Origin of the sequence: Lentzea sp. NPDC092896 (assembly GCF_044754905.1) — a bacterium.
GTDB lineage: Bacteria > Actinomycetota > Actinomycetes > Mycobacteriales > Pseudonocardiaceae > Lentzea.
Map to the genome: position 1 here is coordinate 282,312 of NZ_JBIVPX010000008.1, position 15,954 is coordinate 298,265.

Below are 15,954 nucleotides of genomic sequence, written 5' to 3' on the forward strand. Positions count from 1 at the left end.
CATCGGCGGTCAGCGCCTGACAGCGACTTACCGGACGAGGAGCCGGGCGGCCGACGTGCCGATGCCCGACGGGCCCTGGCTGAACACCGCCGAGTTCACCGGGGTCCGGATCTCGTCCTCGCCGTACCGGCTGGTTCCCTCGTGCCAGTTGATGATCGCGACGATCCAGTCCTTCAGCTCGTCGGCGTAGCGGGTCAGCGACGCCCGCGTGGCCGAGTCCAGCGAGAGGTCCTCGAACATCTTCGGCAGGTGCGTGTCGACCGAGGCGACGAACTGCCCGAGGCGGGCGTCCATCAACGCGTAGGTCAGTTCGAACGCGCGGGACTGAGAAACGCCGAGGAAGGTCTCGATCACCTTCACCATGTTGTGCACTTCGCCCTCGTACTGAATCTCCTTCAAGTACGAGAAGACGTCGTTGAGCAGGCAGCAGTAATCCATGGCCGACCGCTCCATGGTCTGGATGACCCTGGTTCCCCAGATCTCCGGCGGCACCGTCGTCGAATGCGAAAAGCGCGACAACGACGTCGTCAGTTCGGAACCGAAGGTCGACCGCCGCATCTCCAGGTAGTCGACCGGGTCCGGCACGCGGTTCTGCTGGATGTTGACCACTTCCCACACCCACGCGTCCACCATGTCGTCCACGGTCTGCCGGAACGTCGCGCGGAACTCGCCGGACATGGGACCGGCGGTCTTCTGCCACAGGTCGGCCAGGGCGCGTTCCATCGCGTTGACCGGCGCCACGGTCAGCACCATGTCCAGCGGCATGCACTGCTTGAGCCGCGCGGTCTGGATCTTCAACCCGGCCAGGTCCCGCAGCCGCCCGAACACCCACGGGTAGACGTCGTCGGCGTAGGTGCCCCAGGTGAGCCAGGCCGCCGAGAGGAACAGCTCCTCCGGCGTCGCGTCCGGATCGAGCCCCGACGAGCACAGCGCGAGGTCGAAGCCGCGGTGCTTGGCCTCGTCCCAGATGCCCTCGCCGTGGATGCCCATCTCCCGGCCCCAGGTGATGACCTCCTCGCGCGCCTGGTCGAGGTGCGGGGACAGCGTGAGGGTGAACGGCACGTCGAAGGACGGCAGCACGTACGGCTCAACGACCTTCGGCGTGCTGCTGAACTGCTTGAGCCGTTGCGGCATGGTCTTGGCGTACGAGCCGAGGATGTTCGCCGCGGACATGCCGAACGGGGTCGTGGCTTCTGCGGCGAGTCCCTTGTTCATGTACCGCGAGGACCGCAGGTGCCACTCGTGGCCGCCCGCCTGCCAGTCCTGCAGGCCCTTCACGTAGCCCAGGACGGCCGCGCGCCCGATGGGGTCGATGGCGTGCTCGTCCAGCAGGATCGGCACCTCCGTGAGCGCCGTGTGCTCGAACTGGTGCAGCCGGGACGTCAGCAGGTCGTTGACGGCCTCCGCGGCCTCCTGGGTGGGGATGTCGAGGAACTTCTCGAACACCAGCACGCCGTTGGACAGCTCGCCCTCGTCGAGCACCTCGCGCTCGTAGGAGAACAGGTCGTTGCGCAGGTGCACGGCGTCGCTGAACGTGTCCCGGAGGACCCCGATCGGGCGGCTGAGGGCGATGGACGCCGGCACTTCGAGACCGACCGCGTGCTCGACCAGGTTCGCGCTCCACGGCGCCCCACCGACCTTGCGGCGCATCTCGACGTACTCGATGGGGTTGCTGAGCCGCTTCGCACTGATGTTGTGCAGCTCCCACATCGACTCGTCGAGCAGGTGCTTGGTGTTGTCGGCGAACCGCTCGCGCCAGTCGAGCGAGTGCTTGCCGACCGTGCGGCGCCAGAGGTCCGCGAGCCCCTTCTCGACGGGGTTGGTCGGCGTCTCGGTGATCACGCCGTTGACCGGCATGAACAACGGCAGCCGGTCGAGGTAGGCCTGCGCGCCCTTGATGTCCGGGTTGCGCTTGTAGAGCTCGACGAAGTGGTCGTCGAAGTAGAAGACCCACACGTACCAGTCGGTGACGAGATCGAGCGTCTCACCGTCGCAGTCGGGGTGGGTGTACGCGCAGAGAAGCGCGTAGTCGTGCGACTCGAGGTCGTCGTCGGTCCAGATCACCGTCCCGTGCTGCGGCACGTCGATCATGTCCATCTCGTGCGCCCAGGCCCGTGTGTGGACGCGGGCGCGTTCGAGGTTCGGATTCAGCCTGGCCGGATGGGGCGTGTAGAACTCCGGCAGCTGGAACGGCTGCATGTGGTGTGAACCTCCGCGCGGTGGACGTGTCGCGTTGCACGCAACCAGCCCTCCGCGCGAGGACGCCAGATGGTGAAACGTTGATCCACACGTTCGTAGATCGACGTCGCCCGTTCAGCCCAGTCGATTCCGACCGGCGAACACTCAGCGCACCAGCGACTGGGCGCTCAGCTTCACCGCGAAGGGGAACTGCAGCTCGATGATCTCTTCGCCGTCGGAGCGCGCCTGTTCGACGTAGACGCCGTTCTCCAGGTGCAGGCACCGCAGCCACGGACTGTCGTAGTCGATCATCCAGTAGTTCTCGCAGCCGACTTCCTGGAACTTCGCCCGCTTGAGTTCGAGGTCCACGTGTCGCGTGCGCGGCGACAGGACCTCGACCGCCAGCACCGGCGGTCCGATGAGCGCCTGCTTCGAGAACTGCTCGCGGCGGCCCACCACCAGGTCGGGGATGAAGACCGTGTCGTCGGCGAGCACGACGTCGACCGGAGCGGGAAGGACCTCCAGCTCCGGTGGGCAGACAGCGGTCAGCGCCACCAGCAGCCGGGCGACCACCCGCTGGTGCACGGGGCGGGGTGAGGGGCTCATGACGAGCACCCCGTCGACGAGTTCGAAACGGTGCCCGTCATCAGGCATCGCCTCCAGGTCCGCCCACGTCAGTGGTCTGCCGTGGGGAAACGTAGGGACACCACCCATGGTGCGTTCCACCCCCGTGTCGAGGCCACTGTCCGCCGGACGGATCCCGGCGATGCCATTAGACAAGACTGGTCCGATTCTCACGACTCGCAAGCCCCTTTTGGCCGACCCCGCACCACTGCACGCACACGTCTCCGTCAACACCGTCCCGCAGGGTGAGCAGCGACTGGTCCTGCCGTGGAAGGCACCACCCGGACGGAGCAGCATCATGGTTGCAAACGAACAAGTGACTAATTTTTGATCAATTTTCGGGCGATTTTTGATAACGTCGTCCGCCCTGCCAATTGCTCGCGAATGCGACCCTAACGGAATCTTACGGGTGAGCCAAGCACTCGGTTGGAGCAATACCTCACACCAGTCTTACGGCTGAAAGATCAAATCGCCGAGCACGGGTTTCAGACCGAATTCCGAGTAAACCGCACGGGCCGCCGCTTCCAACTCGTCGGCGACTTGGACCTCGCCGCACGCCCGGTGCACGCGGGACAGTTCCAGGCGGGCCCTGGCCGCGCCCACGAGGTCGAAGGTCGCCTCGCAGATGACCGCCGCCTCACGCAGCAGGGTGCGCGCCTGGTCGAGCCGGCAGCGCACGAACTCGTTGCGCCCCAACGCGTACAGCACGAAGCTCTCACCACGACGGTCCCGCGCGGCACGGGCCAGGCCGAGCGCGGTGGTCAGCACGTCGAACGCCTCGTCGTGCTGCCCGTCCACGGCCAGCAGCTTGCCCAGGCGGTAGTTGATCTGCGCCAGCACCCGTGCCGGGCCGGCGCCGTCGCACGCGGCCAGCGCGGTGCTCAGGCGTTCCCTGGCACCGGCCTGGTCGCCGTCGTACAGGTCGATCTGGGCGAGGTTCTGGAGCACGGACGCCTCGCCGACCGGGTCGCTGAAGCGCTCGTAGACCGCGAGCGCGCGCTGGTACCACCGGCGGGCGGCGGCGAGCTCGCCGGACGAGCGGGCGACGATGCCGAGGTTGCGGTAGACGAGCCCGAGGCCGGCGAGGTCGTCGTGGTCCTCGAAGAAGTCCTTGGCCAGCAAGGTCATCTCGTGCGCCAGGTCGTAGCGGCTCTGGCTGATGTGCAACGACGCGAGCGAGCAGTGCAGCACGGCGGCACCGCGCCGGTTGCCCGCCTTCTCGCACGCCGCCAGCGCGATGTCGTGCGTGTGCTGCCAGCCTTCGAAGCCGCTGCTCGTCTCGAACAACGTCACCAGCCGGTGCGCCAGTTCCCAGGCCGGTTCGTCCAGACCGGCCGCGGCGGCCAGCTCGACCGCGTCGCACAGGCTCTCGCGTTCGGACTCCAGCCACTCCCGCGGATCGTTGCGCAGCAGCCGTTCCGGCCGCACCACCTCGCGGGCGGAACAGCCGCGCACTACGGAGAAGTCGCCGCCGTACACCGCCGTGCGAGCCTGGTCCAGCAGGTACAGCCAGCCGCCGAGCACGCGGCGCAGGGCCTCGCCGGCGGCGGACTGGCCCGCCGCGAACTCCCGCACCAGCCCGGGCACCGCGTAGCCGTCCGCCCTGACCGACACGAGGTGCGCCGACACCAGTTCGTCCACAGCGGACTGTCCGCGCACGTCGCCGAACGCCGCCACCGGCGCCCAGGAAGGCAACCGCCGCACGCCCACGTCCGCGAGCAGGCCCAGCAACCGGCGGGCGTGCGGGCTCAGGTCCCCCGCCGTCTCCTCCAGCCTCGCCCGCACCGACAAACCGCCGTGCGACAGGGACTCCAGCCGCGATTCGCGCAGCTGGCCGGTCAGCAGGGAGAGAGGCCAGTGCGGACGCGCCGCGAGCACCGCGCCGGCGATCCGCACCGCGAGCGGCAGGCAGTCCGAAGCCGCCACCAGTTCCCCGGCGTCCTCGGCGGCCAGCCGGTCGGGGCCGATCTGGTTGCCCAGCAACATCATGGCCTGCGCGGGTTCCAGCGGACCGACCTCGACGACGTGCGGCAACTTCAAGGTGTGCCGCGAAGTCACGAGCACCGCGCATCCAGGCGCGTGCGGCAGCAACGGCTTCACCTGGTCGACGCTCGTCGCGTCGTCCAGCACCAGCAGGAGCGACTGGCGCACGACAGCGTCTCGATAGGCGCTCAGCCGGGCGGCGAAATCGCCGGGAGCGGGCAGTCCGAACGCGGTGAGGAACCGGCCGAGCACCTCGTACGGCGTCGTCCCGCGCAACCGCACGAACAGCTGACCGTCCGGGAAGTGGCCGTTCGCGACCCGGTGCGCGGCGTGCACCGCGAGCGTCGTCTTGCCGGTGCCGACCGGTCCGGTCAGCAGCACGACCTGCGGAAACGGGATGATCCGGTCGACGACGGACTGGAGCAGCTCCTCGCGTCCCACGAAGTCGGCGACGGCGGCGGGAAGCTGGTGCGGGCGGGGGAACAGCGCGGTCTGCACATCGCTCCCTTCCGCCGGGGACCAGTCAGGGGAATTCAGTCTCACACAGAATTCGCGCGGCTTCACGGGCCGTGTGATCGCGGTGGGGACGAGGTGGGGACGGGCCTGTCCACCCTCGGTGGCATCACCACCGAGGGGAGCCGGGGATGCGTACGACAGGTGACAGGGTGCGGCAGTGGGTGGCCTTCGCCGTGCTGGCGGCGGCCGTGATCACGCTGGTGACGCTGGGGCTGACGCTGTAGCGAGTGCCTGCTTCGCGCGGTCGACGGTCCGCCGCTGGCACAGGCGTTCGGCGGCCTGCACCGCCTCCTCGCCGCAGCGGATCGCGGCGGCGGTCTCGCCGAGCGCGTGGTGCAGGCCGCACAGCTGGATGAGCAGGCGCGCCTCACCCCAGCCCCGCTTGTTGCGGCGGACCATGTCGAGGCACCGCTGGGCGTATCCCGCCGCCGCGCTCAGCCGTCCGGCCAGCTCGGCGTCGAGGGCGAGGGAGATCAGGATCGCGATCCCGCCCTGGTGATCCCTGACGTCCTCCATGGCGGCGAGGACGGACTCGTCGTCCGGCCGGCCCATCGACTCGCGGGTCTGCCGGAGCATCACGCGCATCATCTCGCGGGCCTGGTCGAGCCTGCCCATGGCGTACAGCAGGTAGCCGAAGTCGGCCATGGCCATCGCCCCGCCGCGCCAGTCGCCCGACTCCCGGTACACCGCGAGGGTACGTTCGATGAACTCGACGGCCTCCTCGTCCCTGTACTCGTTGTAGTGCACGTAACCGATGTCGTGCAGGACCACCGCGCACGACCGCACGTCGCCGTGCTCCGTCAGCAACTCCAGCGATTTCTGGATGTGGACCAGGGCCTGGTCGTTCTCGCCTCGCTCGGCGTACACGATGCCGATGTTGTGCAACGCGTTCGCCTCGCCCGTTCTCGCGCCGATGTGACGCATCAGCGTGAGACCGCGCTGGAAGTACACCATCGCCTTGTCCAGCTCGCGGCGCTCCCGCGCGATGTTGCCGAGAATCCCCAGGGTCGAGGCCTCGCCGCGCAGGTCCTTGATCTGCCGCATCAGGTCGAGCGCCTGGTGCAGGTGTTCCACCGCACGCGGGTCGCTGTCCTCCATGTACGCCGATCCCAGTCCCCGCAACGCTTCCGCGCGGGCCTTCAGGTCACCGAGCTGGTGAGCGGCCGCCAGGGCGAGGCTCTGCAGCTCCACCCGTTCGCGGCCGTAACCGCGCATCAGCAGGAAGTACGCGATGAGGTGCGGTATCTGCCACGCGTGCCGGTAGTGCCCTTGGTAGGCCGCGAGGTACACGGCCGCCTTCAGGTTGAGCCGCTCCTTCTCCAGCCATGCCACCGCGTCGGCGTGCGTCGCGAACCGCAGCGGGCCGGTCGGTTCGAACTGGACGACGATGTCGATGCGCGGCCGGCCGGGGTTCAGCACGTCCGCGGCCTCGGCCGCGTTGCGCAGGTAGTGGTCCAGAAGGCGGGTGGTGGCCTCGGCCTTCTCGTCCTCCTCGACGCTGGCCTTCGCGTGGTCTGCCACCAGGTCGTGGAACCGGTAGCGGCCGTTCTCCTTCTGCTGCACCAGATGCGCGTCCAGGAGTTCTTCCAGCAGCCGTTCGGCCTCCGCACGCGTCGTGCCGATCACCGCGGCGGCCAGGTGGGCGTCGAAGTCCTCGCCCGTGTGCAGGCCCAGCCGCCGGAACAGGCGTTGCTGCTCGGCCGTGAGTTGCTGGTAGGACAGGGCGAACGCGCCCTCGACACTGCGTTCGCCCGCGGTCAGCTCACTCAGTCTCTGCCCGGTGAGACGGCGGGTCAGGTCCTGCGCGGACCACGCCGGTCTGGTGCGCCAGCGGGCACCGACGATCCGGACGGCCAGCGGCAGGTAGCCGCAGAGCCGGACGATCTCGCGTGCGGAGTCCAGGTCCTGGTCCAGCTTCGTGCGACCGACGATGCTCGCCAGCAGGTTCAGCGAGTCCTCTTCGGACAGAACGTCCAGCGAGATCGTGTGCGCGGCGTCCAGGTCGACGAGCCGGCGTCTGCTGGTGACCAGCACCAGGCCGGTGCCGGGCAGCAGCGGGCGGACCTGGGAGGTGCTGCCCGCGTTGTCGAGCACGACCAGTGCCTTGCGGTGCGCCATTTCCGCCCGCCACCGGGCGGCGCGGGCGTCCAGGCCGTCCGGGATGTCCTGTGCCGGTACGCCGAGTGCGGTCAGCAACGCCAGCAGTGCGTCGGACGGGGTGCGCGGTCCGACGCCCGCCGTGTAGGAGTGCAGGTCCACGAACAGTTGTGCGTCCGGGAAGCGCGCGGCCAGCCGGTGGGCGGCACGGACCGCGATCGTGGTCTTGCCGATGCCCGCCATGCCGTCGATCGCGGTGATCGCGACGCAGCCGGACGGCACGGCGGCGAGGATCTCGTCCAGGTCGGAGGCGCGGCCCGCGAAGTCGGCGATGTCGCCGGGCAGGTCGTTGCGGGCGCGCGGGCGGTTGTCTGCGGTGAGCACCTGCTGGTGGGCCTTCTGCAGGTCCTTGCCGGGGTCGAGGCCGAGTTCCGCGGCGAGTCTGCCGCGGATGTCGTCGTAGGCCTGCAACGCCTCGGTCTGCCGGTCGCAGCGGTGCAGCGCCACGATCAGCTGGGCCCACATCCGTTCCCTGGTCGGGTGCCGGCTCGTGAGCGAGCGCAGTTCGGGCACCAGCCGTTCGTGCCCGCCGGCGCGCAGATCGGCCTCGATCCGCGCTTCCAGGGTCACGAGGTACTTCTCGGTCAACGCGGGCACGTGGTCGCGTTCGAGCGCGTCGCTGCCGATGTCCGCGAACGGGCGGCCGCGCCAGAGCGCCAGCGCCTCCCGCGGCTCCAGCCGGTCGAACCGGTGCACGTCGACCTCGTCGGGCCGCACGTCCAGCAGGTACCCGCCCGGCTTGGTCAGCACCAGCCCCGGCAGGGCCTCGCGGAGCCGGCCGACGGTGGTCTGCAGGGCGTTGCGCGAACCGCCGGCGAGCTCGACCAGTTCGTCGACGGGAACCACCTGCCCCGGCCGCAGCAGAAGCGCGGCGAGCACCACCCGGCGTTTGCCGGGCGGGATGTGGACGCGGTGCCCGTCGAGCACCACGTCCAACGGCCCGAGCAGGCCGAACGACCTCACTTCCACTGACCCCAGTGCACGACCTCGTCGAACGGCAGGCGCTTGCGGGTGCGCGGGGAGGCGCCCTCGGAGATGCCCTCCTCGGCGGGATGCCCGATCGCGATCACGCCGATCGGCACGTACATGTCCGGCACGCCGAACTCCGCGCGCAGCTCCGGCCAGGTGTCCTTGTCCGTCCCGAAGAACACGGCGCCGAGGCCTTCGTCGACGACGGTCTGCAGGATCAGCAGCGACGCCATGCCGGTGTCGATGTCCCAGTAGGGCACCGGCCAGTGGTCCTCGGCGCGGTCGGTCCAGCCCTTGTCGGCCTGCGCGTACCGGTCGAGGTAGACGTCCTTGGCCGAGAACGGGATGACGACGACCGGCGCCGTCTTCGCGTCCTCCCCGCCCCACCACTCGAACTTCTCGCTGAACCGCCGCAACGGCTCGTCCCGCAGCACCAGGAACCCCTGGCCCTGCGAGAACCCGGCGGACGGGCCGCGCACGGCGTTGCGCATGATCCGCTGAACGCTCTCGTCGCTGACCGGCTCGTCGGTGAACTTCCGCACCATGCGCCGGCGGCGGACCACGTCCTGGAACTCCATCGCTACCCCCAGATAGTCGAGCCACGACCGTATCAGCGGCCGGGCCGTTCCTGAGGGCTAGAGCCTGCGCAGACCCGCCAGCACGCGTTCGAGCAGCATCCCGTCCGGCCGGTCGCCGCCGTAGGACGACGCCGTCCGGTGCACGTCGATCAGCCCGTGCCCGGCCATGTCGCCGAGCAGCACCTTGGTGACACCCAGCGGCAGCCCGCGCAGGGCGGCGATCTCCGCCACCGACCGCGGCTGCGAGCACAGGGCCAGCACGTCCTGGTGCTCCGGGCGCACGGCGGTGGCCGAGAACTCGTTCACCGAGACCAGGGTCTCGATCTCCAGATGCACGTCGGACGTGGTGCGGCCGCCGGTCCACGCGTAGGCGCGCACGATCGAGGACGACGCGTCGTCCTCGATCGACGGCAGCGGCGGGACCGGTTCGAACGGCGCCGTGGCGTACGGGTCCGGCTGCTCCGGCGGGGGTTCCGGCGCGCGCTGGGCTTTCTTGCCGCGCTTGCGGATCCGTTCGCTGTCGAAGCTGAAACCGCTGATCAGGTCGCCGAAGTTGACCTGATCGTCAGGCTCTCTGCTCATGCCAGCTCTGCCCGCAGTTCCGGCGTGAGCAGCTGGCCCACCTGCCGCACGACCACGGTCATCTCGTACGCGATCTGCGCGACGTCCGCAGAGGACGACGCCAGCACCGCGAGGACCGAGCCGTCGCTGATCGCCGAGAGCAGCATCACGCCCCGGTCCATCTGCACGACGGTGCGCACGACCGACTCACCGGCGAAGCACTTCGACGCGGAGTCGGCCAGCGAGACCACGCCCGCCACGATCGCCGCGAACTGCGGTGCGACGTGGTCGGGCAACTTCGACGACGAGATCAACACCAAGCCGTCGGCCGAGATCACCACGGCGTGCTCGATGCCGGGTGTGCGTTCGGCGAAGTTGGTGACCAGCCAGCCGAACTGGTCCACCTGCGTGCTCATCGACTCTCCTGGTGGTCGGGAAGGCCGCGCTGCACACCACGCTGGAAGGCGTCGAGGAAGCCCCGGGCCGATTCCGGCGTCTGACGTACAGGTGCGGGGGGAGGCGGCGGTGCGGCGGCCGGCGTCGTCTGCTGGAACCACGAAGCCTGCTGCCGATCGATCGTCTCCCCTCGGAAAGACTCCCAGGACTCTTCCCGCCTTGGTGCCAGTTCGGCCGGAACCAACACGATCGCGCGAGTCCCTTGGCCCTGTTTGGCGTCCAGACGTACCACGATCTGGTGGCGTGCGGCGAGCCTTCCCACGACGAAAAGACCCATTTCGCGGAAGACCTGGACGTCCACGCCCTCCCCCGCGGCCTCCAGGCGCTCGTTCACGCCCGTGAGTGCCTCGGGGTCGATGCCGATGCCCTGGTCGACGACGTCGATCTGCACGATGTCGCCCGCCTCGATCGACGCGCTGATCGAGACCTGGGTGTGCGGCGGCGAGAAAGCCGTTGCGTTGTCAAGTAGTTCGGCCAGCAATCGAACCAGGTCGCTCGCCACGTAACCGACGACCTCGGCGTTGGGCGCCGTGTGCACCATGACCCGCTGGTACTGCTCGATCTCCGCGGCCGCCGCGCGCAGCACGTCGGTGAGCGGGATCGGCTTGTGGAACCGCCGCGCGACGTCGCCGCCGGAGAGCACCATCAGGTTCTCGTTGTTGCGGCGCATGCGGGTGGCGAGGTGGTCGAGCTTGAAGAGGTTCGCGAGCTGGTCCGGGTCCTCCTCGTACTTCTCCAGCTCCTCCATCAGCTTGAGCTGGCGTTCGACGAGACTCTGGCTGCGCCGTGACAGGTTCACGAAGATGTTGCGCATGTTCGCGCGCATGCCGGCCTGCTCGATGACCGACTTGACGGCCTGCTGGTGCACCTCGTCGAACGCGCGCGCCACCTGGCCGAACTCCTCGGTGGTGTCCACCGGCACGCGTTCGATCTCGGTGCTACCACGTCCGGTCGCGACCATCTCGGGAAGCTTCTCCCACGCCACGTCGAGCGCGGAGCGGCGCAGCGCGTTCAGCGAACGCAGCAGGTAGCGGCCGACGACGAACCCGATGGTGCCGGCCAGGATCAGGCTGGCGAACAGGATCGCGGACGCCGTTCCGGCCGCGTCGCTGCTCTCGTCGCGCAGGCGGTTCGCGGTGTCGCGCAGGTCGGTCTGCAGACCCTGCACGACGCCGTCCATCGACGTCACGACGGCGCCCGACGCCTTGGTCCAGTCCGCCGCCGCGATCGGCAACGGCCTGGCCTTGTTGTTGCCGGTGTTGGTGCCCGCGTTCGGCGCGTCCGAGGTCGGGTGCAGCACCGCGGCGGCCAGCATCGTGCGCTGGGCCTCGATGTCCGGGCCGTTGAAGTTCTTGCCGTAGGTCCTGAGCTGCTCCGGGGTCGCGAGCGCGGCGAACTCGCCCGCGATGTAGCCGAGCTTGACGTTCGACTCGACCAGCGCCCGCACCTCGGCGGTCGTCAGCTGGCCGCGGGTGAGCCCGGACAGCACGACCGCCTGCTGGTAGAGGACCTGGTCCCGCACGTGCACCACGTGGTGCAGGCCCATCGCCGTGCGCAGCAGCGCGGCGTCGCCGAACTCGCTGGCGATCACCTCGTCCACGTCGAGCAACGACTCGGTGAGCTCGCTGTACGTCTTGATGACGGCGGGGACGTCGTCGGTCCGCTCGCGCAACGCCGCCAGGTCGCCGATCCTGCCCTGCACGTCGTTCATGCGGGCGGTCACGACCTCGCCGAGCGAGGTCTTCGCGATCTCCTCGCGCAACGCCGCGCGGGCGTCGTCGGTGCGCTTGGTCTGTTCGGCGAGGAGTTGCGGGCCGACGCCTTCGGCGACGATCCGCCGTTCCGCCTGCACGCCCTCGATCACGGGGATCAGGGCGGCGCGGACCTTCACCAGTCGCTGGAGCGCCGCATAGGACTCGGCACGATCAATCTGTGAATTGATCTGCAGTACGCCGGAGCCCACCGCGATGGTGACCGGAACGATCAACACCGCGGCGAGCTTCACCGGCAGGCGCCAGTTGCGCCAGTTGACGAGCGCGTTGAACATCAGACGAAGAGCTTGGCCGCGTTCAGGAAGAGCCGGTACAGGCCGTAGGCGAGCGGCAGACCCACCCACAGCCACGCACCGATCAGCAGCAACGTGCTCGATCGGTTCTCCAGGGGTGAGCTCACTTCTTCACCACGCCTTCCGCGTCTTCAGCGTCTTCCTTGCCGGCCGTCTCAGCGGCGTCGGCGGCCTCGGCTTCGTTCCACTTGGCGACCGTGGCCTCGTCATCGCCCTTGGGCGAGGGCTTCTCGGTCTCCTCGGCCGCCTTGGGCTCGTGGAACTTCGGGTTGACCGGGCGGATCAACTCGTTCGCGACGAAACCGACGACCAGCAGCGAGATCATGATGTAGAACGACGTCGCGTACAAGTCGGGGCCGACGTGCCCGGCCTTCTTGCCCGCGTCCGCGATGGCGTTGACGATCAGCGGCCCGAGCACGCCCGCCACCGACCACGCGGTCAGCAGGCGACCGTGGATCGCGCCGACCTGGTAGGTGCCGAACAGGTCGCGCAGGTACGCCGGGACGGTCGCGAAGCCCGCGCCGTAGAACGACAGGATCACCATCGCCGCGATCACGAACAGCGGGGTGCTGGTCGAGCCGACGGTCAGCAGCACCAGGTAGAGCAGCGCGCCGACGCCGAGGTAGAGGCGGTAGATGTTCTTGCGGCCCACGATGTCCGAAGTGGACGACCAGATGAACCGGCCGGCCATGTTCGCGGCGCTCAGCAGTGCGACGAAGCCGGTGGCGGCGGTCGCGGCCACGGGCGTCGAGGACTCCTTGAAGAAGTCGACCAGCATCGGCGCGGCCTTCTCCAGGATGCCGATGCCCGCGGTGACGTTGAAGCACAGCACGACCCACAGCAGCCAGAACTGCGGCGTCTTGATCGCGTTGTTCGCGGAGACGTTGAACGAGACCGTCGCCTTCGGCTTGTCCTTGAGCAGCGCCGCCTTCTCCGCCGTGAACTCCGGGGAGGGCAGGCGGATCAGCAGCACGCCGACGCTCATGAAGACCGCGTAGGCGATGCCGTGCACGAGGAAGGCCTTGCCGATGCCCGACGTCGACGTGGCGCCGAACACCGTCAGCATCGAGGTCGACCACGGTGACGCGATCAACGCTCCGCCGCCGAAGCCCATGATCGCGATGCCGGTCGCCATGCCCGGCCGGTCGGGGAACCACTTGATCAGCGTGGACACCGGCGAGATGTAGCCGATGCCGAGACCGATGCCGCCGACGAGGCCGTAGCCGAGGACGACGACCCAGTACTGACCCGCCCACACGCCGGCCGCCGAGATCAGCAGACCGGAGCAGAACGCGATCAGGGACATCAGCATGGCCCAGCGCGGGCCCCTGCGCTCGACCGTCGTGCCGAGCACCGCGGCGGAGAGCCCCAGCATCACGATGCCGAGCTGGAACGGCAGTGCGGACTGCGTTCCGGTGATGCCGAGAGTTTTCTCCAGGGGAGTCTTGAAGACGCTCCAGGCGTAGGCCTGACCAATGGAGAGATGAATCGCCAGTGCTGCGGGCGGAACGAGCCAGCGGTTCCATCCGGGAGGCGCGACTTGGCGTTCGCGCGCTAAGAACCCCACTTTATCCCCAACCGTCACCAAATACGCGGACCGATCGATCCTAGGCCAGGTGCACACGTGCGACAACGGGCTTGACCAAGGCTTCAGGTGTTGCACCCGGCGCAACCTCGGACACTCCACTTGAGACAAACGTCGGGACGTACCATTTGAGACGAATGAGGCATCCGGTTTTCAGTCCGGTTTCAGTCCGATGACCGCCCGGCATTGGTCCGGTTTCGTCCGTTTCCAGGAGCTCCGCGACGTTGACTGCACACGTGAGAGCGCTACAGTGGGCGCCGCACACGAGGGGCAGGGGTACATGACCAAGGCGATGAGGTCGCCTGGCGAAGCGCAGCACGAGTACCGGGAAATCCGGGGTTTCGCGTCGTTCGACGACCCCGAGACTTTGTCGTACGTCGATTCCGACGGCAACCCGAAGTTCGAGCTCATTCGGCAGACCGACGAATTCCGCGTCCTGCGTCGACGACTCACGACGTTCATCTTCCCGATGACCGCGCTTTTCCTCTCGTCGTACCTGACGTTCGTACTGCTGTCCGCGTACGCGAAAGACTTCGTCAGCACCAAGGTGATCGGGGTGATCAACCTCGGGATCCTGCTGGGCCTCGGACAGTTTGTGACTTCGATCATCATCACGCTCGGTTATGCCCGTTACGCAAAGCGACGGCTTGACCCGCAGCGTCAATTGCTCGCAGAGATGACAGGCGTCGAGGAGTAAGGCATGCCCACCACCGGCAACCCGGTGCTGAACCTCAGCGTCTTCGCGGTGTTCGTCCTGATCACCCTTTACATCGTCTACCGCGCTTCGAGCCGGAACGTGACGGCGTCGGACTACTACGCCGCCGGCAGCTCGTTCACCGGCGCCCAGAACGGCGTGGCGCTGTCCGGCGACTTCCTGTCCGCCGCGTCGTTCCTCGGCATCTCCGGCGGTATCGCGGCGCACGGCTACGACGGCTTTCTCTACTCCGTCGGCTGGGTCGTCGCGTGGCTCGTCGGCCTGCTGCTGATCGCGGAGGGCCTGCGCAACACCGGCCGCTTCACCGTCGGCGACGTGCTGGCGTTCCGGATGAGGCAGCGCCCGGTCCGCGCGGCCGCGGCGAACGCGACGCTGGTGATCTCGTTCTTCTACATGATCGCGCAGATGGCGGGCGCCGGCGGCCTGATCGCGTTGCTGCTCAACGTGACCTCGAAGTGGGGCCAGGCGATCCTGATCGCACTGGTGGGCATGGTGATGGTGCTCTACGTGCTGGTCGGCGGCATGAAGGGCACGACCTGGGTGCAGATCATCAAGGCCGTTCTGCTGCTGCTCTGCGTGACGCTGATGAGCGTGTTCCTGCTGGGCAAGTTCGGGTTCAGCCTGTCGGCGATCATGCAGCAGGCCACGGAGAACAACAAGCTCGGCGAAGCGGTGCTGGACCCCGGCGCGAAGTACGGCTTCAGCGCGATGTCCAAACTGGACTTCGTCTCGCTGGCGCTGTCACTGGTGCTGGGCATCGCCTCCCTGCCGCACGTGCTGATGCGCTTCTACACCGTGCCGAACGCCTCCGAGGCCCGTCGCTCGGTCGTCTGGGCGACCTGGACGATGGTCATCTTCTACCTGTGCACGCTGGTGATCGGCTTCGGCGCGATGGCACTGGTCGGCACGGACAAGATCGCCGCGGCACCGGGTGGCGAGAACTCGGCGGCGCCGCTGCTCGCGTTCGAGATCGGTGGCGCGGTGCTGCTCGGCATCGTGTCCGCCGTCGCGTTCGCCACGATCCTCGCGGTCGTCGCGGGCCTGACCCTGGCGGCCTCCGCCTCGTTCGCCCACGACGTCTACGCGAACGTGATCAAGCGCGGCAACGCGGAGCCGCGCAGGGAGATCAGGGTCGCGCGGCTGACGGCCGTCGTCGTCGGCATCCTGTCGATCATCGGCGGTATCGCGGCGAACGGGCAGAACGTCGCGTTCCTCGTGTCGCTGGCGCTCGCGCTGGCCGCCTCGGCGAACCTGTCGACGATCCTCTACACGATCTTCTGGCGGCGCTTCAACACCATCGGCACGCTGTGGAGCATCTACGGCGGCCTGGGCTCGTGCCTGGTGCTGATCATCTTCTCGCCGGTGATGTCCGGCGCGAAGACGTCGATCTTCCCGGACATCGACTTCGCGTGGTTCCCGCTCGGCAACCCCGGCATCGTGTCGATCCCGTTCTCGTTCCTGTGCGGGTTCCTCGCCACGATCTTCTCGAAGCGCGAGCCGGAGATGACCGCCAAGGCAGCCGAGATGGAGGTGCGGGCGATCTCCGGCATCGGCGCCCGCACCTGAT

General features: G+C 68.4%; 12 protein-coding genes. 2 read left to right on the forward strand and 10 right to left on the reverse strand.

Annotated elements, in window-relative coordinates; genetic code table 11:
- Nucleotides 1-27: 27 nt before the first annotated feature.
- From ACIQF0_RS34025 to ACIQF0_RS34070, 10 genes are all read right to left on the reverse strand, one after another.
- Nucleotides 28-2,199: a germacradienol/geosmin synthase gene (locus ACIQF0_RS34025; protein WP_401036459.1), complete on the reverse strand. Its 2,172-nt coding sequence runs from the start codon at nt 2,197-2,199 to the stop codon at nt 28-30.
- 144 nt (nt 2,200-2,343) lie between these two features.
- Complete coding sequence (locus tag ACIQF0_RS34030; RefSeq protein ID WP_093599297.1) at nt 2,344-2,892, reverse strand: Uma2 family endonuclease; 549 nt, start codon at nt 2,890-2,892, stop codon at nt 2,344-2,346.
- Between the two features lie 360 nt (nt 2,893-3,252).
- Complete coding sequence (locus tag ACIQF0_RS34035) at nt 3,253-5,283, reverse strand: tetratricopeptide repeat protein (RefSeq protein ID WP_401036463.1); 2,031 nt, start codon at nt 5,281-5,283, stop codon at nt 3,253-3,255.
- A 210-nt stretch (nt 5,284-5,493) separates the two neighbouring features.
- Nucleotides 5,494-8,427, reverse strand: coding sequence for a BTAD domain-containing putative transcriptional regulator (locus ACIQF0_RS34040; protein WP_401036466.1), 2,934 nt, complete (start codon nt 8,425-8,427; stop codon nt 5,494-5,496).
- Nucleotides 8,418-9,005 (reverse strand): nitroreductase family protein, encoded by a 588-nt coding sequence (locus ACIQF0_RS34045; RefSeq protein ID WP_360039961.1) that lies wholly within the window; start codon nt 9,003-9,005, stop codon nt 8,418-8,420. The genes ACIQF0_RS34040 and ACIQF0_RS34045 overlap by 10 nt, the downstream gene beginning before the upstream one ends.
- Before the next feature lie 57 nt (nt 9,006-9,062).
- Nucleotides 9,063-9,587 carry a DUF742 domain-containing protein gene (locus ACIQF0_RS34050; RefSeq protein WP_401036470.1) on the reverse strand — a complete coding sequence of 175 codons (525 nt, stop codon included), beginning with the start codon at nt 9,585-9,587 and terminating at the stop codon, nt 9,063-9,065.
- The gene (locus tag ACIQF0_RS34055) at nt 9,584-9,982 is read right to left on the reverse strand and encodes a roadblock/LC7 domain-containing protein (RefSeq protein WP_401036473.1); all 399 of its coding nucleotides are present in this window, start codon (nt 9,980-9,982) and stop codon (nt 9,584-9,586) included. The genes ACIQF0_RS34050 and ACIQF0_RS34055 overlap by 4 nt, the downstream gene beginning before the upstream one ends.
- Nucleotides 9,979-12,069: a nitrate- and nitrite sensing domain-containing protein gene (locus ACIQF0_RS34060; RefSeq protein ID WP_401036476.1), complete on the reverse strand. Its 2,091-nt coding sequence runs from the start codon at nt 12,067-12,069 to the stop codon at nt 9,979-9,981. Before ACIQF0_RS34060 ends, ACIQF0_RS34055 begins: the two co-directional genes overlap by 4 nt.
- Nucleotides 12,069-12,194 carry a hypothetical protein gene (locus ACIQF0_RS34065; RefSeq protein ID WP_401036479.1) on the reverse strand — a complete coding sequence of 42 codons (126 nt, stop codon included), beginning with the start codon at nt 12,192-12,194 and terminating at the stop codon, nt 12,069-12,071. The genes ACIQF0_RS34060 and ACIQF0_RS34065 overlap by 1 nt, the downstream gene beginning before the upstream one ends.
- Nucleotides 12,191-13,654, reverse strand: a complete 1,464-nt coding sequence (locus tag ACIQF0_RS34070; protein ID WP_401036482.1) for an OFA family MFS transporter — start codon at nt 13,652-13,654, stop codon at nt 12,191-12,193. The genes ACIQF0_RS34065 and ACIQF0_RS34070 overlap by 4 nt, the downstream gene beginning before the upstream one ends.
- Before the next feature lie 298 nt (nt 13,655-13,952).
- Here ACIQF0_RS34070 and ACIQF0_RS34075 point away from each other — a divergent pair, with 298 nt between their 5' ends.
- Entirely contained in the window at nt 13,953-14,369 is a 417-nt protein-coding gene (locus ACIQF0_RS34075; protein WP_093598522.1) for a DUF485 domain-containing protein, read from the forward strand.
- 3 nt (nt 14,370-14,372) lie between these two features.
- Nucleotides 14,373-15,953 carry a cation acetate symporter gene (locus ACIQF0_RS34080; protein ID WP_401036486.1) on the forward strand — a complete coding sequence of 527 codons (1,581 nt, stop codon included), beginning with the start codon at nt 14,373-14,375 and terminating at the stop codon, nt 15,951-15,953.
- Nucleotide 15,954: the final 1 nt, after the last annotated feature.

Coding starts and splice junctions, on each gene's coding strand:
- ACIQF0_RS34025 (WP_401036459.1), bottom strand. CDS start 2,199: ATGCAGCCGTTCCAGCTGCCGGAGTTCTACACGCCCCATCCGGCCAGG.
- ACIQF0_RS34030 (WP_093599297.1), bottom strand. CDS start 2,892: ATGGGTGGTGTCCCTACGTTTCCCCACGGCAGACCACTGACGTGGGCG.
- ACIQF0_RS34045 (WP_360039961.1), bottom strand. CDS start 9,005: ATGGAGTTCCAGGACGTGGTCCGCCGCCGGCGCATGGTGCGGAAGTTC.
- ACIQF0_RS34050 (WP_401036470.1), bottom strand. CDS start 9,587: ATGAGCAGAGAGCCTGACGATCAGGTCAACTTCGGCGACCTGATCAGC.
- ACIQF0_RS34055 (WP_401036473.1), bottom strand. CDS start 9,982: ATGAGCACGCAGGTGGACCAGTTCGGCTGGCTGGTCACCAACTTCGCC.
- ACIQF0_RS34060 (WP_401036476.1), bottom strand. CDS start 12,069: ATGTTCAACGCGCTCGTCAACTGGCGCAACTGGCGCCTGCCGGTGAAG.
- ACIQF0_RS34075 (WP_093598522.1), top strand. CDS start 13,953: ATGACCAAGGCGATGAGGTCGCCTGGCGAAGCGCAGCACGAGTACCGG.
- ACIQF0_RS34080 (WP_401036486.1), top strand. CDS start 14,373: ATGCCCACCACCGGCAACCCGGTGCTGAACCTCAGCGTCTTCGCGGTG.